Here is a 25,889-nt window from a genome sequence, read left to right on the forward strand (position 1 = left end):
TCCTAACGTTGTGAGGGGAACGGTATACTCAAATGATTGAACGCACTCTGGGTGGCTTGGCGTCCCTGCGGCGTTCTGATAATAAGACCTTGCTGTAACAAAAATGGCTCATACACATCTTCAAGTGTAGAAGGATCTTCCGAAACAGCACTCGCAAGCGTCGTAAGACCAACCGGACGACCGTGAAACGTCTGACACAGCGCGCGAAGCACGCTGACGTCCATAGCATCAAGCCCCAGCTCATCAATATCAAAAAATGACAGAGCCTGAGCAGCAATTTCCCATGTAATCATTCCGCCTGCCTTAACCTGAGCATAGTCACGGACTCGCTTCAAAAGACGGTTAGCCAAACGAGGTGTACCGCGAGAGCGAGAAGCAATTTCCAGAGCCCCCTGCTCGTCAATGGAAACATCTAAGATGGTAGCCGAACGCAAAACAATAGTTTTGAGCTCCTCAACGGAGTAATAGTCAAGGCGGTACGCAATACCAAAGCGATCACGCAAAGGACCCGTTAAAAGACCAGTTCTTGTAGTTGCCGCTACCAGAGTGAAACGTGGAATATCAAGTCTGATTGAGCGGGCAGCCGGGCCTTTGCCAATAACAATATCCAAAAAGAAATCTTCCATGGCAGGATAGAGAACTTCTTCAACTTGATGATTTAAGCGGTGAATCTCATCAATAAAAAGGATGTCCCCCTCCTCCAAGTTTGTAAGAATGGCCGCTAAATCTCCCGTTCTTTCAATAGCGGGACCAGAAGTAGTATGAAGTTTTGAATTCATCTCGCCTGCAAGGACACCGGCAAGTGTTGTTTTGCCCAATCCCGGAGGGCCCGAGAAAATAACGTGGTCAAGCGGTTCATCCCTCTTTTTTGCAGCCTGAATAAGAACTCGAAGGTTCTCTTTTACGCGCGACTGCCCAAGGTATTCATCAAGCGTCTTTGGTCTCAAAGACCGTTCCTGCTCAATGTCTTCAGGACCGAGTTCGCCAGAAACCATCCGATTTGATTTTTGAGTTCTTTGATGGGTTTGTTGTGGAGATGACTTTCCAAACAAATCCCCTGCGTCCGCTTCCCACATTAGTTACCACTTCCTAGACGACGAAGTGCATAGCTCATGGCCTTCTCAATGGAAAGAGCACCCGCCTCTTGCCTACCCTCAAGAGCCAAAGCGGCTTCTTGCGAGGTAAATCCCATGGCGAGAAGAGCTTCCGTTACTTCATCGTCAAGCGACGTATGAGCGGAAAGTCCTCCCGACACGTTTGTATCCGATAGACCAGAAAGACCCACAAGGTTTCTGAGCTCTGCATCTTTTGCAAAAACATCCGAAAGTTCAACAAGCATCCTGCCGGCTTTTTTCTTTCCGAGTCCCGCAACCTGTGTCATGCGGGTTACGTCTTCAGAGGCCACCACACTTGCAAGCTGCTGGGGTGTAAACGTTGAAAGAACGGAAAGCGCGAGCTTAGCACCAATACCGGAAATGGCACGCAAGCGATCAAAAAGAGCACGTTCTTCTCGCGAAGAAAATCCATAGAGCTCCATGGCATCTTCTCTCACCACCATCCGCGTAAGAACGGTAACGCCCGCTTCTCCTGCCTGAGGAAGAGACGCCGCGGTGTTAGCCGAAACGCCAAGTTCATACCCAACGCCGTTGACGTCAAGAACCACAAGAGATGGCGAAACAGAAAGTAGTGTTCCGGTAAGTTGCACAATCATAGACGGATTCTCCTTTTGCCAAGCTCTTCCGTTCTTGTGAGATTTGCATGACACACTGCTGCCGCCAGTGCGTCTGCGGCGTGATCGGGATGAGGCTCATGGTCGAGAGCCAAAACGGAACGAATCATATACATAACCTGGGCCTTATCAGCGGAACCCGTCCCAACGACGGCCTGCTTAATCTGCATAGGCGTGTATTCTCCCACGGTCAGGCCGGCTTTTGAACACGCAACGATTGCCGCTCCCCGCGCCTGAGCCGTTGGAATGGCGGAGCGAACATTTTGCCCAAAGTAAATACCTTCAATGGAAAGCGCCGTGGGTTCATATTTTTGGATAACCCGAGAAAGTTCATCGTAAATTCTACCAAGACGCATATCGATAGGCTCATGAGCCTTTGTCTCCACACAACCGTAGGCGCGAGCGCGGCACACCGACCCGCGAGTTTCAACAATGCCCCAACCGGTATGTGCAAGACCCGGGTCGACTCCTAAAATTACCACAGCACCTCCTTAGAGACAATAAGAACGTTCGTTCCATTTTATCACAGAGATTGTATTAGTTTTCCGAAAACGGCCCCCGCCACATTTTTGGCACGCCGAACATGACACCCGCCCCTTCAAGACCTGAGAATTCACGCAGGTATTCAAGGATTTCCTGAACGCTTTCAGGAGAAGGCGCCTCCATTTGATCGGGTACTGAATTTGAAAAGGTGTGTTCCGCCGATGAACGTAGCCCATCAAAAAGAGTGGAGGTATCCTGCCTTGGTACTTCACTTGCCCTCGTGTCTCTCCACATGGAAAAGAGTGGGAAACTTTCCTCAACAATCGAATGTTTTGAGAAAGTAAGAATGGGTCGCATACTCTGTCGAGCAAACGTATTCTTTTGAAATGCCTCACAAACACGCTCTGCAACTTTTGGATGCTCAACGCTCAAAAGGAGGCTTCTGACGCTTTTGTTTCCCTCAAGCATCTGAGTTAACACATGATCGACAAAGGCATCCCGCTCCGTCTCATCTGCAAACGGTGTCATATCTCCGTCTAGCCCACTGACCATACTTGGAGCCTCTTGGAACTCAGTCTCTCTGCCCAAAGAAGCCGGCTCTACAAGATCTCTTACTTCAGACAAATAAAAATCCCCAAGAATATAGAGTGAGCCGGTAGCATGTACACCACTCGGATTCAAAGCAATATCAGTCTTATTTTCGGTGGCTAAAACAAGCAGGTTCTTCTCGCAAGCAACCGCAGCCAAACGCGCGTATTCAACATTCTTCTCCAGCCGGCCATGCGCATGCAATTTCTGTATGTACACCTGTTTCTCATTCAGCACACTTTTTGCAAGAGCTTCTACCACGTGGGCATTAAGCGAGTTGTCGAGAAGAACGGCGACGCCCTCAAAGCCTCCCTGGATAACTGCCTGCGTCAGTCCCAGCTGAAGTGCCTTCCACGCAACGTCGGTCGTATCATACGTGTTCAAAGTCTCTTGATGCGCTTTATTGGCGGGCTCGTCCGCAGCAGATACGGATGCACCCGTGGCAAATACATCCGTAACAGGTGTGTCCGTAACAGACGACTCCGCAACGGACGTATCCGTGTCAGACGGCTTTGAGAGGTCGGAAAAAATGAGGTCTTCCTCAAAAGCTTTTCCGCAACTTGTCAGCCGACCATCTGGGGTCATAACAAAACTTGATCCAATGTACACGTGCGTACCATAAAGGCCAACAGGATTGGCAGCGACAATCCACGTACCCAGCTCATTGGTATCTGAGACAAAGCGGCTATTTTCTGCGTGAAGCCCCATAGCCGTGTTTTTGTCATGGAGGATATACCCCAACGAACTGAGGTAGAGCAGGATATCTGCCGACTGATCTGTATCTTTCCACGCATTAAGCTCTTGATAGGTGAAGGCAACGCCTATAGAAAAATCCTGCATTTCAAAGCAGGGTAAATCAAAACTCAAATCACCAAAACCCATCATTTTTGCAGCGGCATCTGTAAGAGAACCTCGTGTCAAAGCACTGAGATGGGCAATTTCCGCTGCAAGACGCAGGGGCGTTACATGTCCTTTTCGAAGAAACATGGCTTCTTGGAGAAGTTCTCCATCCTTTTGCACAACCACCGGTATAAGCGCCGGTATCGGGAGCTTTTCAGCAAGTGCCTGCAAGGCCGTAAAAAGATCTCCGAGGAAGTCGTCAATCGTGGCATCACTGAGCGCCATAAGACCGGTGAGGGTTGGAGCCGGATATATAACAAGATCCGCATCCCCCTCTTGTGCGCGACAAGCATACGCAAGCATTCGCTCACATGTTTCCGACAAGGCTCCGGTATGGGTATTCATTTGTGCAATGGCAACTCTCATGGTTCACTCTCTTTCGCGCTCTACCACAACAAAACAAGTATGCCCAAAAGCAATAAAAAAGAGCTGTACTTTCTACAGCTCTTAAGAAAACACGTAATGCGCGTACATAAAACACGAAACGCACGCATTATTAACGCACGTATTGTTGCGAGAAAATCATGCCAAACCTTAGAACTCTGCCTTCCAAAGACCATGCAGGTTACAAAACTCGTACGCAACGCCACCCTGGTTTTCGGGAAGTGCAAAGTGAGCCTCAGGTGTCTCACCTGGGTTCAAGCGCTTCAGATTTATACCCTGCTCTGTTTCAAGAGCAATGAACACAATATAGTGCTCAGGAAGCATAGGATGCGCAACCTCGCCAACCTTAACGGTTAGCTTAAAGCCATCACGAGAAACAACCGGAACGTGCTTTTCTGTAGCACCGTCAGTTGTATTGGCCTTAAGAAGTGTCATTGGCTCACCACAGCAAGATGGAGTAACCCCTTTATCCTCAACAACATATACGATAGCTCCACAGTGCTCACAACGGTAAAACTTGGCCTCTGCCATTTTTTCTCCTCTCCTTGACACCGCTCAATGCAAGCGATGATTACTTCAACAGTATTCCCCATACCTTAGATTCTCAATCGCAAATGCTACAAATTAAATAACATTTTTGAAACGTTGATTCTAAACTACATGAGCAAAGCCCTTCTCGCCAAGCACATATGAAAGCTCTGTAATCATTGCCATATTGCGAGCATCCACACGCGTAGCTATCTCCATGTGCATAACGTCACCTTGAGTGCTCTCAATCCGAAGTTCAACGCAGTCATTCCCACGGTACTTATTAAAAATTTGACTGAGCATCTCATAGTTGGCGCGGGAAAACTTTGAGACGGGAATCTGAATCTCAAGCACACGCGGGCGCTTGTTAGCCTCATTCAACTCAATGGGAGTAACCCCTGAACAGATAAACTGCGTACCTCGATCCGATCGCTCAAGCTTGCCGAAAACACCCACGATAACATCGCCCTGCGTCTCTCCGGTTTCTGGGTCAACACTTCCCGCCAGCGTAGAGGCATATTTTTTGTATGCCTTTGGAAACAGGACCAAAGAAAGCTCGCCTTCCATATCCTCCAAGGTAACGATGGCCATGGGGTCGCCGTTTTTTGTTATACGCTTTTGGATGTTTGTAACCATGCCCGAAAGACGGATATTCTCGCCCTCAGGCACCTTAAACCTTTCTTTAATGCCACCGTCAGGGGCACGGTATTCTTCTGTTGCATCAATATCGACAAGTTCATAATCACGTGCAAGCGACAGAGCATACGCATACGGCGTGAGCGGATGATCGGAAACGTAAATACCCAGCACATCGTATTCCTGGCTCAGTTTAAAGCGACGCTCCCATTCCACTCCATCAGGATCCGGAAAATCCTCCGTAAACCCTGAACCCTCAACTTCAGAGAAGAGGTCAAACATCGAAATCTGTCCGGACGCTTTATCCCTTTGGCGCTTTGCCGCAGAATCCAAAAGATTTTCAGGATTGTTTTTATCAATAAGCTTCATAAGCTGCATACGGGTATATCCCGTTGAGTCAAATGCGCCGGCTTTAATGAGGGCCTCGACAACATTACGTTTTGCCTGGCTTGCGTCCATACGATCGATAAAGTCCCGAAGATTGCTAAACGGACCTCCCTTCTGTCGCTCGGCCATAATGGCTTCCGCCACACCGGCACCCACGCCGCGAATACCCGCAAAGCCAAAGCGAATACCCTCTTTTGTTGCGGTAAAGTCACGGCCGGATTCATTGATATCCGGCTGGCTTACCTTAATTCCCTCTTGTCGGCACGCCGAAACATAGTGAACGATCTTGTCCGTTTTGCCCATAAAAGAGGTAAGCACTGCCGCCATGTATTCATGCGGATAATGTGCCTTCAACCAAGCCGTTTGCATAACCAAAATAGCGTAGCCCGCTGAGTGGGACTTATTGAACGCATAGGAGGCAAATTTGAGAACGTCTTCCCAAATGATTTCTGCGGTCTCTCGCTTAAAACCATTTCGAACGGCGCCTTCTTTCCAGTGCTGCTCCATGGTTTCATCGGCGCCGTCATCCCAATGCTGGATAACCTCTTGCATCAGTTTGATTTTCTTCTTTGCCACAGCCTTGCGAACTTTATCGGACTCGCCCGCCGTAAAGCCGGACATCTTCATGGAAATCTGCATGACCTGCTCTTGGTACACCATGGTGCCATAGGTTTCGGCCAAAATATCATGCAGACGAGGATCGTAGTCAACCGGCTCTTCTCGACCATTCATGCGGTCAATATAGCTGGACACCATTCCCGCTCCCAAAGGACCGGGGCGATAGAGGGCGATAAGTGCGACGATGTGTTTAAACTCGGTTGGACGCATGCCCTTGATGGTTGCCGTCATACCTGCGGATTCAATCTGAAAAACCCCAGAGGTTCGACCTTCACGCATCAGCCGATAGATTTCAGGATCCTCAAAGGGTATCTCGTCAACGTTAATATCGACATCAAAATTTGCCTTGATGTTTTTGAGCGCGCGAGAAATGACCGTCAAAGTTCTAAGTCCCAAAAAGTCCATCTTCAAAAGACCCATGTCCGCAACCGAATGGCCTTCGAACTGGGTAATTTCAACCTCGCCTTTGGTATCCATCTTTGTGGGTACATGGTCGTTGACAGGCGTGGGGGCAATGAGGACGGCACACGCATGAACGCCCTCGCCGCGATGCAAACCCTCAATGGCAAGGGCGGCATCGATTATTTCCCGAGAAGCTTCCTCGGTGTTGTATGCTTCCTCAAAATCAGGATTATAGAGATCGTTTTTTTCACCGTCACCTTTGTGAAGCACCTTGGAAAGCTGCGCCTTGGGATCATTTGAAATCATCTTCGAAAGGCGCTGTCCCTGGTAAACCGGATAGTCAAGTACGCGACACGCATCGTTTATGGCCTGCTTTGCCTTAATGGTAGAGTACGTAATAACGTGGCTGACGCGCTCGGGACCATAGAGCTGACGAACGTGCTCAACAACCTCAAGACGACGCTCATCGTCAAAGTCCATATCAATATCAGGCATCTCAGATCGCTGTGGCGAGAGGAACCTCTCAAACATGAGGCCGTTTTCAAGCGGATCAAAGGTGGTAATATCCATCGCATAGGCAACGATGGCTCCCGCTGCAGATCCGCGGCCGGGCCCAACGCCAATACCGTTTTGTTTGGCCCAGCGCACATACTCCTGAACGATGAGGAAATAATCCGCAAAGCCTTTTTTACAGATAATGTCGTACTCATACTCAAAGCGCTCTTTAACGTTGATGCCGCTAATCTCCACTTCGCGCCAGTTTTCTCCATAGCGCCGCGCAAGTCCTTCTTCACATTCCTTACGGAAGCGCTCCTCAGACGTCTCCCCTTCAGCAAGGTCAGGAAACTTTGGCAAATACATATGCGTCCAGTCCAGCTCATAGTTGCACTTATCGGCAACCTCAAGCGTGTTATCAATCACCTCGGGAGCCCACGAGAAAATCTCACGCATTTCTTCTTCTGTTTTGAAATAAAACTCATTGCCCGACATGCGCTTTCTATTGGCATCGGCAAACTTTGACCCCGTACCAATACAACTTGCAATATCTTGAACGGAGGCATCTTCACGAGTGAGATAGTGATTATCGTTGGTAGCAACTACCTTAATGTTGAGCTTATGTCCAAGATTTAAAATTTGCTCCGACAGTGTACGATCCGTAAAGCCGTTCCAGTTGGGATCTGACAGACCGTGATCTTGCACCTCAAGATAGAAATCATCACCAAAAATCTCTTTGTAAATAAGCGCCCAGCGCTCTGCTTCTTCCGGCTGTCCTGCAAAAAAGCTCCGGGGGATGATACCGGAAACGCAAGCAGACGTGCAGATAATCCCCTCATGATAGCGACGAAGCATATCTAAGGTGGTGCGAGGCTTAAAGTAGAACATCTCCTTACTTGCCGCCTCTGACATCATCTTCATAAGGTTGACATAGCCTGTTTCATTTTTGGCGAGAAGAATCAAGTGATAGCGAGTCTGTTTGGTTCCGCGCTCGATACAGTCATCCGTAATAAAGTATGCTTCACAACCAAAAATAGGTTTGATCAGCGGGTGTGGTTTGTTTGCTTTTACCGCTTCTATATCATGCGTCTTATTCCAAATAGCAATATCGCTCTCCCATTGGCGGTGCATACGGTCATGCTCGCCGGCATCCAAAGCATCTGTCGGAGGTTCTTCCAAATCCCAGTTCTTCTGGAAGCATTCAAGGTCAGAGCGCCATTGCTGCATGTCTTTTTGAGCGTCATTGTACTTGCGACAGGCAAGGTCAAAGTCAGGTATCCCAAACAGATATCCATGGTCCGTAAGTGCGAGAGCGGGCATCTTAAGATCAACTGCGCGCTTAACCATATCGTTCACGCGGGTAGCGGCATCCAAAATGGAAAAATCCGAGTGGTTATGAAGATGTACAAATGCCATGTCTTCTCTTTCGTGTCTGTGCTCTCATCTTGTATGGCGAGAAGAACTACGGGCTAAAAAGGCTTCTTTGAGCGAAGCTCTTCTCGCTTCTCTACTATACCTGAAAGCGTCGTTTCATGCCGGTAATACAAACATATGTTCTAGCAGCGAAAAGAAAGAGAATAGCAGGTCAAATTTGCGCAAATATTTTTTATTACTCTTTTGATGAGAAAAGTTCCAAATGGATAACTCTCTGAAATTGGTTGCCAACTCTGGGCATATACTCAAGCAGTTCTGTCATTCAAACCGTAAGGGGTACTATGGACGAGATGAAAAGCATTACGCTTGATGACGTATCAGCCGCTCAGAAGCATTTTGCCGCTGATCGTGCAAATTTAGTTGCCAAAAACGCCGCCACCGCCGCCGGTGTACGCAAGGCTGCGCGTGTTCCCGAGGGCGTTGCGGAAAATCCACTGTCTTTTGATGTGGAGGTTAAACAGGGAGAACGCACCAATCAGAAGCGGTCCGGTCGCTGCTGGATGTTTGCAAGCTTAAACACCTTCCGCTACCGCATCATCAAGAAATACAATCTTTCCACTTTTGAGCTTTCACAGGCCTATCCCCTGTTTTGGGACAAGATGGAGAAGTCCAACTGGTTCCTTGAGAACATCCTTGACACCCTTGATGAGCCCCTTAACGGCCGCCTGGTAGCTTTTCTTTTGACTGACCCTATTGGTGACGGCGGGCAGTGGGACATGTTCAAGAGCTTGGTAAAAAAGTATGGCGTCGTGCCTAAAGAAGCCATGCCCGAGACCGAAAACTCCAGCAATACCCACGATATGGACAAGTATCTCACCCGCTATCTGCGTGGCGCCGCCAAACGTCTGCGCGAGACCCACGAGGCAGGAGAAACGCTTGAGACACTTCGTGAGATGAAAAAAGAAATGATGGGAGACGTATACGCCCTTCTCGTCACCTGTCTTGGTGAGCCGCCGGCGCACTTTGGAACACGTCTGCGCGATAAGGACGACAAGCTTGTTCTTTCCGGTACCTTTACTCCTCAGGAATTCTTCGCAAAGACCGTTGACATGAATCTTGATGATTACATTTCAATCATCTCCGCTCCTACTGCTGATAAGCCTTTCAACCACACCTACACCGTTTCTCGTTTGGGTAACGTTATTGAGGGTGGCGGCGTTCACTACCTTAACCTTGAGATTTCCGAGCTTAAGCGCCTTGCCGTAGCTCAGCTCAAAGACAACCTGCCTGTCTGGTTTGGTTGCGATGTTGACCAGTCTTACCTGCGTGAAGAGGGCATCATGGATACCCGCGCCCTCGACATCGACGGCCTCTTTGGCTTCCCTGTTGAAGGAGCGCTCAACCGTGCTGAGCGCCTTGACTACGGCGAGTCTCTTATGACCCACGCAATGGTTCTTGAGGGCGTTAACCTGGACGCCGAGGGCAACACCGCCCTCTGGAAGGTTGAGAACAGCTGGGGTAAGGACCATGGTCGCGACGGCTTTGATACCATCTCTGACCCTTGGTTTGATGAGTACGTATACCAGGTAGTCGTTGATAAAAAGTACCTCACTCCTGAACAGCGTCATATCTTCGATACCGAAACGCCAACAGTACTTGAGCCGTGGGATCCCATGGGGTCGCTTGCTTGCTCTGATTAAGGCCGGCTTTCTCTTAGACGTGCGTCACATCGCGTGGCGCACGTTTTCATTTTTGTTACATCTTTTCTTCTGGCGAGAAGTTCTTCTCGCCTCTGCATATACTGAACAGCGTTTATCCATAACGCAGTAAGGAGATTCTTATGGCTGAAGCAACCATTGACCCCAAATGGGCCGCAAAACAGCAAAGGGCGTTTGGCAAAGATCGAGCCAATCGTATTGCACGTAACTCCGTCACGTCCATGGATGTCATGGCAGCCGCTCGCGACGTTACCGCCATGCGCAGCTATACCGATACGTATGGTATCTCCATTCCCAAGACCGGCGATATTACCAATCAGCGCCAAAGCGGGCGTTGCTGGATGTTTTCCGCTTTCAACGTGCTTCGCCAGGAAGCCATCAAATTTTTGGACGTGGATACGTTTGAGTTTTCACAGGCATACGGTATGTTTTATGACAAGCTTGAAAAAGTCAATTCAACGCTTGAATATATCATCGAAACTACCAACAAACCTGCTGATGATCGTTTGGTGCAGACGCTTCTTACCGAGGGCATCGGAGACGGTGGCTATTATCCCTTTGCCATGAACTTAGTAAAGAAGTATGGGCTGGTTCCCAAGAGTGCCATGCCTGAGACTGCATGCTCTAAGAACTCAGACCAGATGGACGCGCGCATCGACCGTCTTTTCCGCAAAGACGCCGCACTGCTCCGCAAGGCCGCAGCCAACGGAGCAACCCTTGATGAGCTCCACGCAACCAAACAAAAAATGCTCGGCGATTTCTACAAGATTCTTTCCGTCTGCCTTGGCGAACCGCCAATCAAGTTTGACTTTGAGCTCAAGGTTGGCAAGAATTGCAAGGCTGATGCCAAGAAGCTTTCCTCCATCGAGCCTTCCGAAAAAGCAGACGATGCCGACTCCGCCAAAGAGAGCCGCAAAAAGAATACTGCGGACAAAAAGGACGAAACAGACGAGAAGGACGAGAAAGGCTCCCAGATTCTGCGCGACTTTGGTATTACGCCACTCCAATTTGTAGAGCGGTATTGCAACATCAACCCGGAGAACTTTGTTGCATTGGTTTCCATTCCCGGCACCCAGTTCCCCTACGGTAAGGTATATCGCGTCAAGCATGTTGATTCCGTTCTCGGTGGACTGAAGACACGCTGCCTGAACGTTGAGCCGGAGGTTCTTGAGGCCGCAACCATTGCCTCTCTTAAAGCGGGACATCCGGTTGCCATGGCATGCGATGTCATGCAGGAATTCCCCCGTCGCATTCAGGATTTCAATTACGTCCTGTCTACCGATACCGTTGATTTCAATGGCCTTTTTGGCGTGGACTTTGACATGGATCGCACGTCCATGATTGACCACTATGAGACCTACCTCACGCACGCCATGACCTTCCAAGGCGTTGAGCTTGACAAAGACGGTAAGGCAAAGCAGTGGCGCATTGAGAACAGCTGGGGTAAGGATGCCGGCAAGGATGGTTATCTCATCATGAGCGCCGATTGGTTCCGTCTCTACGGTGGAGAGTCTGACGTCCGCCGCGAGTACGTTTCCAAAGAGCTTCTTGAGCTTTGGGACGACGAGTCAAAGGACGTCGAGGTGGAACTATGGTCCGGCATGGGTCGCGCACTCGGTGGTCGCGGACGCAATTAGTACGCAGCTAAAGACGTACCCACACAAGCGGACAGCTCACAGAGTTGTCCGCTTTTTGTATGCCTCGTCTTAAAACGTATCAAAGCGCGGTGCTTCCACCGTCGGCGCAAGGTCACCTGAGCCAAGTTCTTTCAGTGCATCCACAAACGCCATCTCTTCTCCGCTTTTGAAATCCATTGCGAGAAGTACTTCTGCTCCGAAGTCGCTCCGTACTATCTTGCCCCCAAAATCAGAAACCATATGACGTATCCGCTCGTAGCGCGTATACGGAACACTCAGCATCACGCGGGTAACCAACCGCATTTCAACAAGTGAGTTGTTCTTCTCGGCATCCGTAAGAGCAATTTGTGCTGCTGCGGTATATGCGCGGACCAAACCTCCCGGCCCAAGCAACGTGCCGCCGAAGTAGCGCGTCACCACACAGCACACATCGGCAAGACCGGCGCCATGTAAAACCTCAAGGATTGGCATACCGGCGGTACGTGACGGTTCACCGTCGTCAGAGCAGCGCTCACGACCATCCGAAAGAACCCATGCCGGCACGTTATGGCGTGCGTCATGGTGCCGACTCCGAACGACAGCGATAAACGCATGCGCTTCATCTTCAGATTCTGTATGGGCAAGTTGGGCGATAAAACGACTGCGTCGATCCTCGATCTCGCCCACTGCTTCAAAATCCGACCTGAGCGTTTTATATGACGGATGCTCCACTACTCACCGGCGGTTTGTTCAGACACACGAAGGATGGGAGCTCCTGCCTCAATTTTTTCCGCTGGTTCAACGGGGGTAACCCCGGAAAGCTCAGACGTATTGGTTACCGCAATGATGATGACTTCCGGGTGCTTCGCAGCATGAATTTTCTTCAAATCAAAGCTCATCAATGGCTGGCCGGCTTTAACTTCTTCATTCTGCTTTACAAAGGAAGTAAACCCATCGCCGCGCATCTCAACGGTATCCACGCCTACATGAATCAAAATCTCAAGGCCGTCTTTGGAGGTAAGGCCAAGGGCGTGCATGGTTGGAGTGGTTGCGCTGATAACGCCGCTTACGGGAGCATAAATAATGCCTTCATCAGGCCAGATGCCATAGCCCTCGCCCAATACGCCTCCGGAGAACACGGGATCGGGAACGTCGGCCAAAGCAACGCCGCGACCCGTAGCGGGTGCAAAAACGGTTAGTTTTTCTTCCTGCACGTGGACAGACTGCGGCACAACGTTCTTCTCGTCAGCAGACTGTTTCTTTAGAAAGTCTAGTAGACCCATAATTCCCCCATGTACTCCGTTTGAATACCAACCCTTTAATAGTACCAGTGTCAGATACACAACAAAGCAAACTTTTCTATTTAGCTTGGTTTAGTGATACAATCGCCCATGCAAAGTGGACCAGACAACCGCGGAGCTCCCGTCCAGCCAAGTGGAAGGGTGCTATGAGGAAAGTCCGGGCTCCACAGGGCAGGATGCTGGCTAACGGCCAGGCGGGGTGACCCGACGGAAAGTGCCGCAGAAAAGAAGACTCTCACCTGCGCATTCGCGTAAAGAGAAAAGCTGAAACGGTAGTGTAAGAGACTACCAGCATGCTGGCAACAGCGTGGCTTGGTAAACCCCATCCGGAGCAAACGCAAATAGGAGCGCTATGGTGTGGCCCGCACTGCGCTCGGGTTGCGCGCTAGAGATCAGCAGCAATGCTGGTAGTAGATAAATGGTTGTCCGCGACAGAACCCGGCTTACAGGTCCACTTTGCATCTTCTCGCGTGATGGAAGCGATAACTTACGGCAATCAACCCTTCGGAAAAGTCACGCGTCCACTGAAAAGCGTATGCCTGAATCAAGCCGGGCTTCGGTAAGCACCCGAGAAACCGCCAAACTTGTCTCAAGCTGATGAGAACAATATGCCAGGTTACCCAAATCAATCATACGTGCAAAGGTTTCAAACTCCGCCTGATAATGGTTGTCGGGATTCATATCAATCTCTTCCGTCTCCCCGCCCCGAAGATGCAGCGTTACCCGACCACACACTCCGGGTGCCGTATGCTGTACCAGATAGCCCTTCTCGCCCTCAATAACCGAGCGATTTGGTCCATCACAATCCTTTGCGTCTATAGCCACAGCCTGGAAATCGCCATAGTCGAGCGTTGTGATACCAGACGTATCTATCCCGCGCTGAATGTTTGCAAACCGGTGTACACGCTTAGGTGCACCAAAAAGACCCGCAATCCATGTCACCGCATACAAACCAATGTCCATCAATGAACCGCCTGAGGCCTCCAAAGTAAACGCACGCGGATTTTGCCCCGCGCAAAAGGCTTCGTAGCGACTGGAGTACTGGCTGTAATTCGACGACACAAGCCTAATCTTGCCGAGCCTTGGAAGCGCTTCTTTAACGGCCTGGTAGTTGGGCTGATAAAGTGTTGTGGTTGCCTCAAACAAAAAGAGCTTACGCTCACGAGCAATACGCACAAGTTCCGAAGCTTCATCAAAGTTTGAAGCAATAGGCTTTTCCACAATGACATTTTTTCCTGCTTCAAGCGCAGTTTTGGCAAGCGAGAAGTGCGTGTTGTTGGGCGTCGTAAGATATACCGTATCAAAATCCGCACCCGACAGCGCATCTTCGAAAGAGCTGAAAGCAACACTTTTTGTAAGCCGCGCAAGATCTGTGGCCTGTGCAAAAGAGCGAGGCGTGCTTACTATTGCCGCGAACTCATACCCCCACTCAACAAGGTATGACACAACCTGATGTGCAATCTTTCCGGTACCAACAACCGCAAGCTTCATGGTGTCCTTTCTGTATGTAATTCTGATATCTTCCCTATTGAGATACCCCATAGTATAGATGACTACCAAAGATTTCTATGTAATATAAAACCCGCTTTTGCCATGTTGATGAGCAAAAGCGGGCATACGCTACGTATCATCTATGCATGAGAGTCTTATCAATTAGAGGTTCTTTGCTGCTTTAACAAAGCGTTTGGCTCGAACAGGATCAACGTTGTTCCAAAGAATTCCATCTTTCTTAATGCTTGTTCCAACAATGACTCCGTCAGCGTGAGGTAAGAGTTTGCTGATATTTTCAGCTGTCCCTCCACTGCCAATAATCAGCGGAACTTCTGTAAATTCTTCTTTAAGTCGCACGATATGAGAAGCCTCAGGCGGAAGACCCGCATGGGCACCTCCAAAAAGCGCACCTGCAATCGGAAGATTCGCAATTCCCGCCTCAAGCATTTCTTCACTAGATCTCACATCAAGACAAGTTCCCGCATGAGGCTCAAAATACGTATACACACGAACATCTGTAGCTTCTATCTGCTTTTGATAGCGGAAAATCTCCCCTGGATTAAACTTTTGTGATCCAAAAAGTCCTTCATACGATCCAGTAACATAGGTACGGACAAACTTTGCTTCAAGAGCTTTCGCAGCAGCAAGCGTTGCAAAAGGATCAATCAATACTCCACAGCCATAGGGAATACTCAGTTCTTCTATAACTTCCGTGGCTATTCTCACATAATTTGCAACTGTATCAAAACCTACCGGAGTTATGTAAGGACGATCCCCTTCATTAGCAAAAACCACAGCATCAAATCCCGCATCTTGAAGCGTGTAGGCATCTCTTTTTAAGCGCTCAATCTGATTCTTAAGCGTAATTTTCGAATCTGAAAACGGTGTACCAGGCAAAGCTTGCATATGAAGACAGCCAATTATAGGGCAAGAAGAGCCAAAGGTAGCATAATGCTTTTCTAAAAGCGTAGACATAACAATATTTTCCTTCATTTACATATGTATTAAGGCCTATATGCTCTAATACAATCCATTACAAAAGAACACCTGTCAGAGAAAGCGCAATAGCAACAACAAACATGACAACAATTACTATTGTTGGCTTCACTCCTTTTCTAATAGCAACGTACGTCAGTAAAAATGCTACAAGGGGAAGAAACTTCGGCAAAATAGTATCTAAGATGGTTTGCATTTCAATGACGCCAGTCGCTAGGGTAAACGTTAAAGGACATTTAATCGGAATGACTGTAGCAACCAAGCATCCAATTACCATCATGCCCATGGCACCCAAACCTTCAGTCAGCTGTTTAACAAGGCCACCTGACAGCAGTTTTGTTACTGCATTCTTTCCAAAGCGATAACCTGAAAAATAACAGAAATATCCAACACCAAGAGCATAGATACTAAAAAGAACCACAAGAAGAATCGGGCCAAGAGCACTTCCCTGCGAAGCCAAACCAATAGCAATAGAAAGTAAAACTACTTTGACAAGACTCTGAGTAACAGAGTCACCAATACCTGCCATTGGGCCCATCAGTGCAGTCTTAAGATTATTTTCCATGTCATCATCAATTGCGGCACCATTTGCACGCTCTTCTTCCATTGCTGCAGTAATACCCGGAATAATTGAGCCCCAGGTGTTTTCAGTATTGAAATATGCAAGATGGCGCTTGAGTCCCGCCGCTACCGCCTCTTTATCTCCACCATAGAGCTCCTCCAAAACAGGAATCATGCAATGGCAAAATCCTAATCCCATCATGCGCTCATAGTTGTAGCAGATCTGCCCCCAACATTGCCAAGCAAACCATGACCGACGAAGTGTCTTTTTGGAGAGTTTTTTGCTGGTATCGCATTTTTCTCCTCTATACTCAGCTATCTCGTCAAACGAAAGGTTTTCAAATACTGAGGTATCTCCAGAGGTATATATGAGATGCAAAATACCAGCAGCAGCACCTATAATTGCTACAGGCATAGTACCAAGTCCAAGATACGATGAAAGTACGAATCCAACTGCAAAAAACGGAACAAGAGATGCTTTATAGAGTACTCCCATCAACATTGCGAGGCCAAGTGCAGGAATTAGGTGTCCCGCAAGTGAAAGAATGGAAATCACCTGTTGAGGAACAATCGAAAGCAACATTTCAAGTGTACTGGCACCGAAGAAAATACACAAAAAAGAAGGGATAGCATAAGTAACAAAAGGAAAAATCTGAGAAGCAAATAGATTCATGATAATAACACCACGAGAATTACCCTCAGCAGCATATCTGTCAGCTCTATGAATCCAAATTGAGTTCAAAGACATTTTTACATTAAAGCTCAACAGACCTAAAAGACCCAACGGAACCGCAATCGTAAGACCAACAGAAGGATCAGTACCGGCAAGCATCGTCATTGCCACACCTAAATATCCTGCAAGAGCATAGTCGCTTGGAAGGGATCCGCCGATGGCAACCATACCGATATAGGCCATCATTACCGTAGAACCAACTGATAAGCCATATCCAAGGTTGCCAAGCAATAATCCATTTACAAGACCTGCGACAAGCGGGGCTCCAAAATAAACTGACCACCGAAGCCACATCGGACAGGCAGTTGCGGCAAACCATGTAATAAGCGCGATGATAAGCGCCTGAAGCGCAAGCATCATTTAACCCACCCCTTTCATCTGAAACGGATATAAAAACAGAGATTGAATCCTGTACTTTTACAAAAGGACTTGACTAACAGGTATAGCTTGATCGGTATACAGCATTTGCAAAAAAACGTTCACCCCCATGTCTTGCAGGCTTTTTATCTGCTCTTTTTCTTCATTGGAAAGAAAAATATTTTTTGTAATTTGAACTCTTCCCGGCAAAGATCCCAAATTGCCCAAATTGAGCTCTGTTATAGGGATATTGGTACCTTCCAGCTTCTTTGAAAGCTCAAGTGCCGCTGAAATTCTCTTAAATAACAGCATTGTTCTTTCATCCGAATCGCTATGCATAAGACGTTTTGCAGTTTCATCAACAGATAAAATTTCAATATTTACTCCAGCAGGGGCACTCATAGAAAGCACTGTGGACATAAAATCGTCCTGAGCCAGCTGATTATCAACTACTATGATTCGTTTTAGCTGTAGGTACTTTAACCATGATGTCATGATTTGCCCATGCACCAATCGTTCATCAACTCTGTAGGCGGTTATATACATTCCAACCTCCTTTCCATATTCTATAAATCCAACTGAGTAAACAAGCTTCTTACTGACTGCATTCCTGAGGAGCAAGCAATTTCTGCAGCTTCAGAAAGCGTTTTTTCAGATTGAATTGAAGCGACTTCAAGCAACATGCCTAAATTCAATCCACTTATGACTTCAACGGGTATCGTGTCATGAAACTTCTTGTATGCACGAGCCGACATAAGAAACGGGCTGCCACCAGGTATATCTGTTACTATGAGACATCCCCCTCGATTTCTTGATTGCCAAACATAGTCTTCAACTTGAGCGTAAAGTTCTTCAGGACTCTGTTTTGCTAAAAATCCGCATGCATTTATCCAACCATTGGGTTTTCCGTAAACAAGATCCAATGTCGCTAGAAACTCTGTCCCCAAATTTCCATGCGTGACAATCAAAAGGTCGAACATCTTCTTTTCCTCCTCCACCACTCTCATTGCTATTCTATAATTTTAGAAATACTTATTCAATATTTAATGAATAAACTACCCTGAATGGCCTAATTTGGACGGTAAACGTAGCTTTATGTCAAAATTTTCAATACTTGGTAGCTTAAGAAGTTGCGACTATGCCAATCTGAGTATCATAGTTGTAACCAGACTGAATTGACTATTCAAATTGGAGCGATATATGGATGCATTCCAGCAAATGTCTTCAAATGAGCGTAAACTTACGCCAACAGAACATCTCATTTTTGAGGCAATTACTGCTGATCCTGAAAGCTTTGTCCAAAGCACCACAACTATGGCAGCTCAATATGCAGGAGTTTCTCAGAGTGCCATAAGTCGGTTTTGTCAAAAAATAGGATACGACACATTCAGCGAGTTCCGTATGGATCTCATGCTATCCCTGTCGACACACACACCTACACAAACGGCTTCACAAGAAAAAAACCCTATTGAGTATTTATGTAACATGGTACGAGCCACCGATATATCAGTAAAAAAAGAAGTCTTTCGCAATTTGACAAAGCGAATTATACGTTCGGGGAAAGTAATTACTACGGGTGGAGGATTAAGCGCTCCTCCTGCACTCATGCTTTCAATGGAACTTCTGAAATATAAAATCCCCTGTTATTTTGCCCAAAATGGACAGGAAATGATTTATATGCATGTCGTGAATCCAGACGACCTTATAATCATTTTTTCTTCAAAAAATGATACACAACGACTTCTTATCAATATCATTCAAGACTTACCAAAAAATCGACGTCCTTATGTAGTACTTGTCTCTCATTCAGCTACGCATCCTCTCAAAAAATATGCCGATGATTTCATTCTGCTTCCCACATGGCAAACTGAGCGCTATCCTGTTTATATTGAGCCTATGACCTCTATGCTTGCATTTTGCAGCATAGTAATGCTATCAATCTCCAAATTGTCTAAAAAGGATCCCGAGCCTCTCCCGCCTATCATATCCGGAATGTTCTAAGCACCAAACAGATTGGAACTCCATGTCATCCTACAAGCTCATTGCAAGCGATCTTGACGAAACGCTGCTTGACTCAGAACATTGTCTCCCCAAAAACGTACGCGAGGCTGTTCTTGCCGCACGTAAAAAGGGCGTGAAGTTTGTCCCCGCATCAGGCAGAAACTATCAAAGCATCCAAGTTACCTTGCGAGAGCTCGGTCTTTATGACCAACCAGACGAATATACAATCTCATTTAACAGTGGAATCATTACCGAAAACAAAGATAACCACATTATCAGCATGGAAGGCATCTCTCACGAGTTTGCTAACGAAATTCTTCAAAGGGCTCTTACCCTCGGCGATCTCTGCGTCCATGTCTATACGGCTCACAAAATCTGGGCATGGAACGTTCCTGAAATCGAGCGCTTCTATACCAGCAAGCTACAAAAAATGGATGAGACCACCGAACCTAATCTGGCATTTCTCGCCGGCGAGAAGATCATCAAGTGCCTGGTCATGAACACCGATGCAGCCTATCTCCACCGCCTTGCCGCCGAATGGCAAGACATCACTGAAGATATCGATGTGAGTTTCTCGGCAAATCGCTACCTTGAATTTAACAAGAAAGGCATAAATAAAGGTACCGGCCTCGTGCGCCTTGGACATATTCTTAACATTCCCACAAAAGACATCATTGCCATCGGCGATAACTACAATGATTTACCCATGATCAAAACGGCCGGCCTTGGCGTATTCATGGCAAATACCCCCGAAGAGCTTAAGAGCCAGGCAGACTACGTCACCACGCTTGACAATAACGCCGGCGGTGTCGCCGAGGTTATCGAGAAGTTTGTCCTCTCGTAAGCCTTTATCGTAAGTTCTTGTCGTAAGCCTTTACCGTAAGTCCTCTTGTAAGATTTTATTGTGCAGCGCGTACCACTTTTGTGGTACCGATAAAATCATGAAGTGCTCTGTGATCTTTGGTAAACCAAAGCAATGCCACGCTTACCAAACTCACAACAATCCCAACGTATAGCCCATAGGCAAGTGAAACCCCAGAGGTTAGCTGTACGACATTACGAAGAGTTGCACTGGCCGTTACAAGAGCCCCTTCAACGACGATGATTCCTATAACCTGTCTCAACAACAGCTGCCCAAGTGACGCTCGCGATCCGTCTGCGGCCACGATTTTAAGATGAAATAAACGCTTTCCCGGTGTCTGACCTTCCCAGACAAAGGCCGGCAAAATCACAAAATACAGAATGGCGCACAGCAGTGAGAGCGCTCCTGCAATGAGCCCATAAGGAGCTTCAAACGAGAGAATATTCTGTTGAGTTACGTCACCGTAGAGTTTCTGTGCAAAAAGAGCCGTCGGGAGTGACGTCACCAAAGCCCCAAGATACCAATCAACCAGATAGGCAATAAATCGTATTCCCAAATGAACGTCTGCCGGCTGGTTCTTCTCGCTTGGAACTAATTGCTGATCTTCGGATACGCCAGTCTTTTTGGCGCTGGTCTTCTTGTCATCTACGCTCTCTTGGCTATCCATACTATCCTCTCATACGCTCTTTGAAACTACGCCCATGCTTCTGAGGCGCTTTGTATAAGCTCCGATACACGACCGGTCATAACTTTTTCATGATAGCAAGCCTCGCTACCCTCACGATACGCAAAACTGACAAAGGGAGACCGTGTGGTGGGATCTTCTGCAGCTCCTTTACATGATGCGTGCACCTGAGTTACGCCGGTTTCTCGTATAAGCTGAGCCACATTTTCCGGCTTAATGCCCGATCCGGGGAGAATCTCAATGTGAGCGGCGTAGTTTTTCTGAAGTTTTGCGATCAAAGGGGCGCCGGCAAGGGCAGTCGGACGCTGGCCTGAAGTAAGAACTCTGTCAGCATGAACAATTTCAATCAGAGCTTCAATGGCATCAAAAGGCTGCGGCGTAAGATCAAACGCACGATGAAATACCACAGTGGCTCCCGCCTCATGGATAATGTCAGACAGTATGCGCGAGCGAGAAAGATCAATCGTTGCGTCAGGGGCTAATATGCCAAACGCAATTCCGTCGGCACCTGCCCTCAGAAGTTCCTGAACCTCATCTCTCATCTGATGAAACTCGTCGTCAGAATAGGCAAAGCCGGCGGCTCGCGGGCGAGCCATGCAGATGACTTTGAGCGACGTACGTTCTTTGACCAGCTTCAAGCTTGAAACGCTTGGCGTCAAACCTCCCAGTGGCAAAGCCGCGTTGAGTTCTATTCGGTGCGCACCGCCCTTCTCCGCTGATAAGGCATCGGCAAACGAACCGCAGCAAATTTCAACGCTGAACCGTTGCACATGTTCAATCTTCTGCATATCCGTATACAATCCCCTCTTTTAAACGCGCGTCTCACCGGGAAAGCTCATAGAGACTCAGAGCGTAAATCTTTGCATTTGTAACAAGATCGTCTAGAGCCATCCACTCATCCGGCAGATGTCCTATACCCTTCTGTCCCGGAAACGAAGGTCCAAACGGAACAATATGGGGCATCAGTTTGGCATAGGTCCCACCCGTTGTAGTCACCGGCGTACCGTCAAGCCCCGTAACACGCTCGTAGGTTGACCGTAGCGTTTGTACAAGGCGAGAAGATCGGTCAAATCGGACGGGGTTCCAGTTTGTTATCGTCTCAATGCACGTGTTCGGAAGAGCCGTACGCATACGACTAACCAACTCATCGGCAGTAATGCCGGCAGGATAGCTTATGGACATTTCAAGAGCGCGGAGCTGCGGATCAACGCGATAGTTTTTTATCTGAAGCTTCCCAAACTCTTTGTCTGCATACGCAATGCCAAAAGCCTCTCCCGTATCTCGCGCATTGAGCACGCGGTCATTTAAGAGCTCCGCAAGATCTTCCGGCGTTTGACGATGTGGAAGCACACGGACAACAAGCCGACCGCGCTCCGCATAGACGACCGGGTATTTGCAATCCGGCGTAAAGCCCATACAAGGCGGCTTTTGATGTGCAAGGTAGTATTCAAGATCCGTAAAGCCGGTTTCCTCATTGCAGCCGAATATAATGCGTATTTGAGTCTTTGGCTTAAAGCCAAGCTTTTTAAGGGCGGCAAGCGCATAGAGACAGGTATAGATGGGACCTTTGTTGTCAAGAACTCCCCTGCCGTACATGATGCCGTCTACAATTTCAGCTCCAAACGGCTCATGCGTCCATCCCGTTCCTGTAGGTACCACATCCAGATGTCCAACTGCACAGACATACTCCTTGGAGGAGCCAAAAGATGCATACCCCATATGATTGCCGATGTTTTCCGTAGCAAATCCAAGCTCCGCGGAATCAATGAGTGCCTGTGTCAGAGCTTTCTTTACACCTGCTCCGAAAGGAGCTTCCGGCACCGAACTTCCTTGTACGCTGTCAATGCGCACAATGTTTTGGATTGCGCGAATCATCTGCGGCACAAGTGCATCAACGGCTTCAAAAATGTCTTTGTCTGAAAAGGTGTTTTCCACAGGCACAAACATCCCTACCTCAGCTCAATCGGCGCCATACGAGCTGCCATATACTCATCGAGCCATGCCTGCGTAGCGGGCTGGTAGGTCGTATGAGCTTCTCGTTGTTCCGTCACATACACCGTAGGCTCAAGCTCTTCCGTTGCCACGACAAAAGAAAAATCATCCGTATTGGTAGCCACACCCCACAAGCCTTGGGCATTCATTGCAACCACCGAAAGATCTCCCGCAGAACCACGCATACTTTTGAGCTTTCGGTCAAGTTCAAAGACGGCACGTTCGCAAGCTTCCTGAGGGCTGAGTCCTTCTCCCATGAGTCGTACAACTTCATAGGAAATGCACCCTCTCATGCAATCTTCACCAAGACCCGTAACGGTAGCCCCACCATAGTGACTATCGGCATACAACCCTGCACCACATACCGGAGAGTCTCCGATACGTCCGGGACGCTTCATAAACAAACCGCTCGTAGAAGTTGCGGAGGTAATTGAACCCTTTTCGTCAAGACATACCATGCCAACGGTATCATGACCTGCATAGGGTTTCAGATCTTCTTGGTGAGGCAGACCGCCGTCAGCTTTAAGTCTATTCATGTAATGAATTTTTGCCCGATCGGTCAGCATGGTCTTACGAGCAAAGCCTTGACGTGCCGCGTACTTCTCGGCACCTTCACCCACAAGTACGCAGTTCACGCCATCATGAGAAAGTGCGCGCGCAATGGATACGGGATGAGCAAAGTCTTTGAGAGCGCCAACGGATCCAAAGTCAAGTGTGTCTCCGTCCATAAAGCCTGCATCAAGCTCTACGTCTCCCTCTGCATTGGGAAGACCGCCGAAACCCACTGATTTGTAATAGGGAAAGTCCTCTACTTCACGAATTGCCATCTCAACAGCGTCACCCGACTGCTCTTTTTTGGCAAGCATCTTTGATGCAGCGCTAACACCTTCTAAAGCCATACGCCACGTGGCAATGATTCCCCACACCGTACTCTCCTTATCTCCGCACGACGAATTTGTACAAAAGCTGTGCCGGATTTAATTCCATACGCAGCTCATTCCATAAAAGTCTGCTCTTAAAAACAATACGTTTGCTTAAACGGTTGAATATCGGCCCCGGTATATAACGCATGGGCAATCTCACACATAGCACGAAGCGATGCGTCCAAACCAACCCCACCTTTTTTGGGCACCTTTACCAACGGGACACAGTCTTTGAATGCCGCAATCGTCTCTTCATTTTCCGCGGAGAGAGCCGCAAACGCTTGAGCCACACCGGCTTTTTGTATTGCTTGGGCCACCTCGGCCGCCATACGACCAAAGCCAAGATAGTCAAAGGCAGGTCCGCACATAACAACGTCCGGCTTTATTTTCTCAACCATGGCGCAGTATTTGCGAAGACATTCCTGCTTGTTTTCCGCATAATAGCCGTCTCCGCAATACAGACATGCCAGTACCTGACCGTTATACGTTTTCAGATACGGCTCCATCATTATCGCAGGACCAACAGCACCTTTCATAAGGCCTAAGGGAACCATGTGGTCGTCCTTAATTCCGGCTCCTGCCTGGATCTGATCGAACACCATGACTATCTTCATGCAAAACTCCCGCCTTTGCCTTCACGAAAATCTTCACAAGACATCCGACTGAGCTTGTACGCCAGCCGGATGTCTTGCGTTCATTGACTACGTCTCAAATTACATCACAAATCGTCAAAAGAAAGATTGTCAAGGTCGATGGCATCAGCTTCATCAACTTCATCCATCTTGGAGACGTTCTCCTTTTCTTCCTTAAGGTATTCGTCATCCATGGCCTTAATAAAGGGCATATAGATAAAGACACCCATAACCAAGAGAAGTGCCTGCAAAAGCGCACCCACCCAGTTGGTTGCCAAGAAACCGGAAATGATTGCCGGCGTCGTCCATGGGATGTTAATACCCGAGCACACCGGAACAAGTCCGACAGCCATACAGGCGTATGAAATCACGATATTTAAGGTTGGCACCAGCATAAACGGAATCAGCATGGCCGGATTCAAGACCAACGGAAGTCCAAAGACAATCGGCTCGTTAATGCCAAAAATACCAGGAACAAGGGCAAGTTTGGAAAGCTTTTTAATGCGCTGTGACTTGCAGACCATAAACATCGCAATAATAAGCGAGAGCGTCGATCCGCAGCCGCCAAAGGTTGCAAAAAGATCCTGGAACTGTTGACAGATGATGTGCGGAGAGCCAACACCGTTGGTAAAGAACGCAACGTTCTCGGCTGAAAGAGTCTGAAGAATGGGGTTGAATACGGCACCCACCACAGAGCCGCCATTAACTCCAAAGAACCAGAAAAGATGCAGGAAGATATAGGCTATTACCATGGCACCCAAGGTATCGCCAAGGTTAAGAAGAGGCGTTTGCAAGAACTTATACACAATAGTAAAAGCATCAGTCTGTAAAAGACCCAAAATGAGATTGATACCGAAGAAGACGGTCATAACCACACAAGCGGGAATAAGTGCCGAGAAGGACTTGACAACCGTAGGTGGCACTCCCGGAGGCATCTTAATGGTCCAGCCTCTGTCTTCAACCCACTTATAGATATGAACGGACGCAAAGGCGCAGATGATACCAATAAAGATGCCTTTAGCGCCAATCCAGCCGGTGGAAATACCGGGAAGCGTCACAGCGGTCTTCTCGCCATTGATAAGCGTGGAGCCGTTTACCCAATATGGCATCAGAAGGAACCATGACATAATCGCAGTTGCTGCGGCAAAAATTTTATCCGTTTTCATCTCACGCGCAAACGAATACGCAATGCCAATCACGGCAAAGATGGCCATGATGGAAAACGTTGCGGACGAAGGCTTGGATACAAAGGCTTCAAGTGTCTCACCGGTATTTTGGTTCACAACGACAGAAGCAAGCCAGTCGGTCCAAGCTGGAATAGGAAAGTTTGCAATGAGTAAGAAGATTGATCCTGCAATGAGTAAGGGGGTTAAAACGAGAAAACCATCTCGAAGCGCAACAAGGTACTTATTTTTACCAATGGCTTCCGCAAGTGGTAACAGCAATTTTTCAAGCCGTTCCATCATGGTAGTTCCTCCGATTCACGTGTATATAGGG

At 48.0% G+C, this 25,889-nt stretch carries 23 protein-coding genes and 1 other RNA gene; 5 read left to right on the forward strand and 19 right to left on the reverse strand.

Annotation, left to right across the window (positions count from 1 at the left end; all coding sequences use genetic code 11):
* Positions 1 to 2 precede the first annotated feature (2 nt).
* The 6 genes from ruvB to dnaE all read right to left on the reverse strand — a co-directional run bounded on the left by ruvB (position 3) and on the right by dnaE (position 8,566).
* Positions 3 to 1,076, reverse strand: coding sequence for a Holliday junction branch migration DNA helicase RuvB (ruvB, locus tag ATORI0001_RS01840; protein WP_003148782.1), 1,074 nt, complete (start codon positions 1,074 to 1,076; stop codon positions 3 to 5).
* Positions 1,076 to 1,711 carry a Holliday junction branch migration protein RuvA gene (gene ruvA, locus ATORI0001_RS01845; protein ID WP_003148702.1) on the reverse strand — a complete coding sequence of 212 codons (636 nt, stop codon included), beginning with the start codon at positions 1,709 to 1,711 and terminating at the stop codon, positions 1,076 to 1,078. Before ruvA ends, ruvB begins: the two co-directional genes overlap by 1 nt.
* Positions 1,708 to 2,211: a crossover junction endodeoxyribonuclease RuvC gene (ruvC, locus tag ATORI0001_RS01850; RefSeq protein ID WP_003148708.1), complete on the reverse strand. Its 504-nt coding sequence runs from the start codon at positions 2,209 to 2,211 to the stop codon at positions 1,708 to 1,710. Before ruvC ends, ruvA begins: the two co-directional genes overlap by 4 nt.
* Positions 2,212 to 2,266: 55 nt before the next feature.
* Positions 2,267 to 4,066 (reverse strand): carbon-nitrogen hydrolase family protein, encoded by a 1,800-nt coding sequence (locus ATORI0001_RS01855; protein WP_003148772.1) that lies wholly within the window; start codon positions 4,064 to 4,066, stop codon positions 2,267 to 2,269.
* Between the two features lie 168 nt (positions 4,067 to 4,234).
* Positions 4,235 to 4,615 (reverse strand): desulfoferrodoxin family protein, encoded by a 381-nt coding sequence (locus ATORI0001_RS01860; protein ID WP_003148439.1) that lies wholly within the window; start codon positions 4,613 to 4,615, stop codon positions 4,235 to 4,237.
* A 120-nt stretch (positions 4,616 to 4,735) separates the two neighbouring features.
* Positions 4,736 to 8,566 carry a DNA polymerase III subunit alpha gene (gene dnaE / locus ATORI0001_RS01865; protein WP_003148563.1) on the reverse strand — a complete coding sequence of 1,277 codons (3,831 nt, stop codon included), beginning with the start codon at positions 8,564 to 8,566 and terminating at the stop codon, positions 4,736 to 4,738.
* Between the two features lie 299 nt (positions 8,567 to 8,865).
* Between dnaE and ATORI0001_RS01870 the strand changes: the two genes are divergently transcribed.
* Both ATORI0001_RS01870 and ATORI0001_RS01875 read left to right on the forward strand, forming a co-directional pair.
* The gene (locus ATORI0001_RS01870) at positions 8,866 to 10,224 is read left to right on the forward strand and encodes a C1 family peptidase (protein ID WP_003148831.1); all 1,359 of its coding nucleotides are present in this window, start codon (positions 8,866 to 8,868) and stop codon (positions 10,222 to 10,224) included.
* Positions 10,225 to 10,364: 140 nt separating this feature from the next.
* The gene (locus ATORI0001_RS01875; RefSeq protein WP_003148323.1) at positions 10,365 to 11,879 is read left to right on the forward strand and encodes a C1 family peptidase; all 1,515 of its coding nucleotides are present in this window, start codon (positions 10,365 to 10,367) and stop codon (positions 11,877 to 11,879) included.
* A gap of 69 nt (positions 11,880 to 11,948) precedes the next feature.
* On the opposite strand, the gene ATORI0001_RS01880 is transcribed toward ATORI0001_RS01875, so the two are convergent.
* Together ATORI0001_RS01880 and ATORI0001_RS01885 are read right to left on the reverse strand one after the other, a co-directional pair.
* Complete coding sequence (locus ATORI0001_RS01880) at positions 11,949 to 12,590, reverse strand: IMPACT family protein (protein ID WP_003148245.1); 642 nt, start codon at positions 12,588 to 12,590, stop codon at positions 11,949 to 11,951.
* Positions 12,590 to 13,141 carry a PTS sugar transporter subunit IIA gene (locus ATORI0001_RS01885; RefSeq protein WP_003148519.1) on the reverse strand — a complete coding sequence of 184 codons (552 nt, stop codon included), beginning with the start codon at positions 13,139 to 13,141 and terminating at the stop codon, positions 12,590 to 12,592. Before ATORI0001_RS01885 ends, ATORI0001_RS01880 begins: the two co-directional genes overlap by 1 nt.
* Before the next feature lie 112 nt (positions 13,142 to 13,253).
* Between ATORI0001_RS01885 and rnpB the strand changes: the two genes are divergently transcribed.
* Positions 13,254 to 13,621, forward strand: an RNA gene (gene rnpB, locus ATORI0001_RS07610) — RNase P RNA component class A.
* A gap of 51 nt (positions 13,622 to 13,672) precedes the next feature.
* Here rnpB and ATORI0001_RS01890 read toward each other — a convergent pair.
* The 5 genes from ATORI0001_RS01890 to ATORI0001_RS01910 all read right to left on the reverse strand — a co-directional run bounded on the left by ATORI0001_RS01890 (position 13,673) and on the right by ATORI0001_RS01910 (position 18,304).
* Entirely contained in the window at positions 13,673 to 14,650 is a 978-nt protein-coding gene (locus ATORI0001_RS01890; RefSeq protein ID WP_003148535.1) for a Gfo/Idh/MocA family protein, read from the reverse strand.
* A 162-nt stretch (positions 14,651 to 14,812) separates the two neighbouring features.
* Positions 14,813 to 15,625: a BtpA/SgcQ family protein gene (locus ATORI0001_RS01895; protein ID WP_003148667.1), complete on the reverse strand. Its 813-nt coding sequence runs from the start codon at positions 15,623 to 15,625 to the stop codon at positions 14,813 to 14,815.
* Positions 15,626 to 15,683: 58 nt separating this feature from the next.
* Positions 15,684 to 17,300 carry a PTS system mannose/fructose/sorbose family transporter subunit IID gene (locus ATORI0001_RS01900; RefSeq protein ID WP_003148528.1) on the reverse strand — a complete coding sequence of 539 codons (1,617 nt, stop codon included), beginning with the start codon at positions 17,298 to 17,300 and terminating at the stop codon, positions 15,684 to 15,686.
* A gap of 57 nt (positions 17,301 to 17,357) precedes the next feature.
* Positions 17,358 to 17,843, reverse strand: a complete 486-nt coding sequence (locus tag ATORI0001_RS01905; protein WP_003148175.1) for a PTS sugar transporter subunit IIB — start codon at positions 17,841 to 17,843, stop codon at positions 17,358 to 17,360.
* A 20-nt stretch (positions 17,844 to 17,863) separates the two neighbouring features.
* Complete coding sequence (locus tag ATORI0001_RS01910; RefSeq protein ID WP_081450659.1) at positions 17,864 to 18,304, reverse strand: PTS sugar transporter subunit IIA; 441 nt, start codon at positions 18,302 to 18,304, stop codon at positions 17,864 to 17,866.
* Positions 18,305 to 18,497: 193 nt separating this feature from the next.
* On the opposite strand from ATORI0001_RS01910, the gene ATORI0001_RS01915 reads away from it, so the two are divergent.
* Positions 18,498 to 19,298 (forward strand): MurR/RpiR family transcriptional regulator, encoded by an 801-nt coding sequence (locus tag ATORI0001_RS01915; protein ID WP_003148358.1) that lies wholly within the window; start codon positions 18,498 to 18,500, stop codon positions 19,296 to 19,298.
* A 22-nt stretch (positions 19,299 to 19,320) separates the two neighbouring features.
* Complete coding sequence (locus tag ATORI0001_RS01920) at positions 19,321 to 20,142, forward strand: Cof-type HAD-IIB family hydrolase (RefSeq protein ID WP_003148413.1); 822 nt, start codon at positions 19,321 to 19,323, stop codon at positions 20,140 to 20,142.
* Positions 20,143 to 20,197: 55 nt separating this feature from the next.
* Here the strand turns inward: ATORI0001_RS01920 and ATORI0001_RS01925 are convergent, their stop codons facing one another.
* The 6 genes from ATORI0001_RS01925 to ATORI0001_RS01950 all read right to left on the reverse strand — a co-directional run bounded on the left by ATORI0001_RS01925 (position 20,198) and on the right by ATORI0001_RS01950 (position 25,858).
* Positions 20,198 to 20,827, reverse strand: coding sequence for an RDD family protein (locus ATORI0001_RS01925; protein WP_003148154.1), 630 nt, complete (start codon positions 20,825 to 20,827; stop codon positions 20,198 to 20,200).
* Positions 20,828 to 20,853: 26 nt separating this feature from the next.
* Positions 20,854 to 21,633, reverse strand: a complete 780-nt coding sequence (locus ATORI0001_RS01930) for a copper homeostasis protein CutC (RefSeq protein ID WP_003148361.1) — start codon at positions 21,631 to 21,633, stop codon at positions 20,854 to 20,856.
* 34 nt (positions 21,634 to 21,667) lie between these two features.
* Entirely contained in the window at positions 21,668 to 22,780 is a 1,113-nt protein-coding gene (locus ATORI0001_RS01935) for a Sapep family Mn(2+)-dependent dipeptidase (RefSeq protein ID WP_244851828.1), read from the reverse strand.
* Between the two features lie 14 nt (positions 22,781 to 22,794).
* Positions 22,795 to 23,763 carry a glycosylasparaginase gene (locus ATORI0001_RS01940; RefSeq protein WP_003148228.1) on the reverse strand — a complete coding sequence of 323 codons (969 nt, stop codon included), beginning with the start codon at positions 23,761 to 23,763 and terminating at the stop codon, positions 22,795 to 22,797.
* Between the two features lie 89 nt (positions 23,764 to 23,852).
* The gene (locus ATORI0001_RS01945) at positions 23,853 to 24,374 is read right to left on the reverse strand and encodes a GrdB-related putative oxidoreductase (RefSeq protein WP_003148508.1); all 522 of its coding nucleotides are present in this window, start codon (positions 24,372 to 24,374) and stop codon (positions 23,853 to 23,855) included.
* Positions 24,375 to 24,478: 104 nt separating this feature from the next.
* Positions 24,479 to 25,858 carry a PTS sugar transporter subunit IIC gene (locus ATORI0001_RS01950; RefSeq protein ID WP_003148830.1) on the reverse strand — a complete coding sequence of 460 codons (1,380 nt, stop codon included), beginning with the start codon at positions 25,856 to 25,858 and terminating at the stop codon, positions 24,479 to 24,481.
* Between the last annotated feature and the right edge of the window lie 31 nt (positions 25,859 to 25,889).

The organism is Lancefieldella rimae ATCC 49626 (assembly GCF_000174015.1).
GTDB lineage: Bacteria > Actinomycetota > Coriobacteriia > Coriobacteriales > Atopobiaceae > Lancefieldella > Lancefieldella rimae.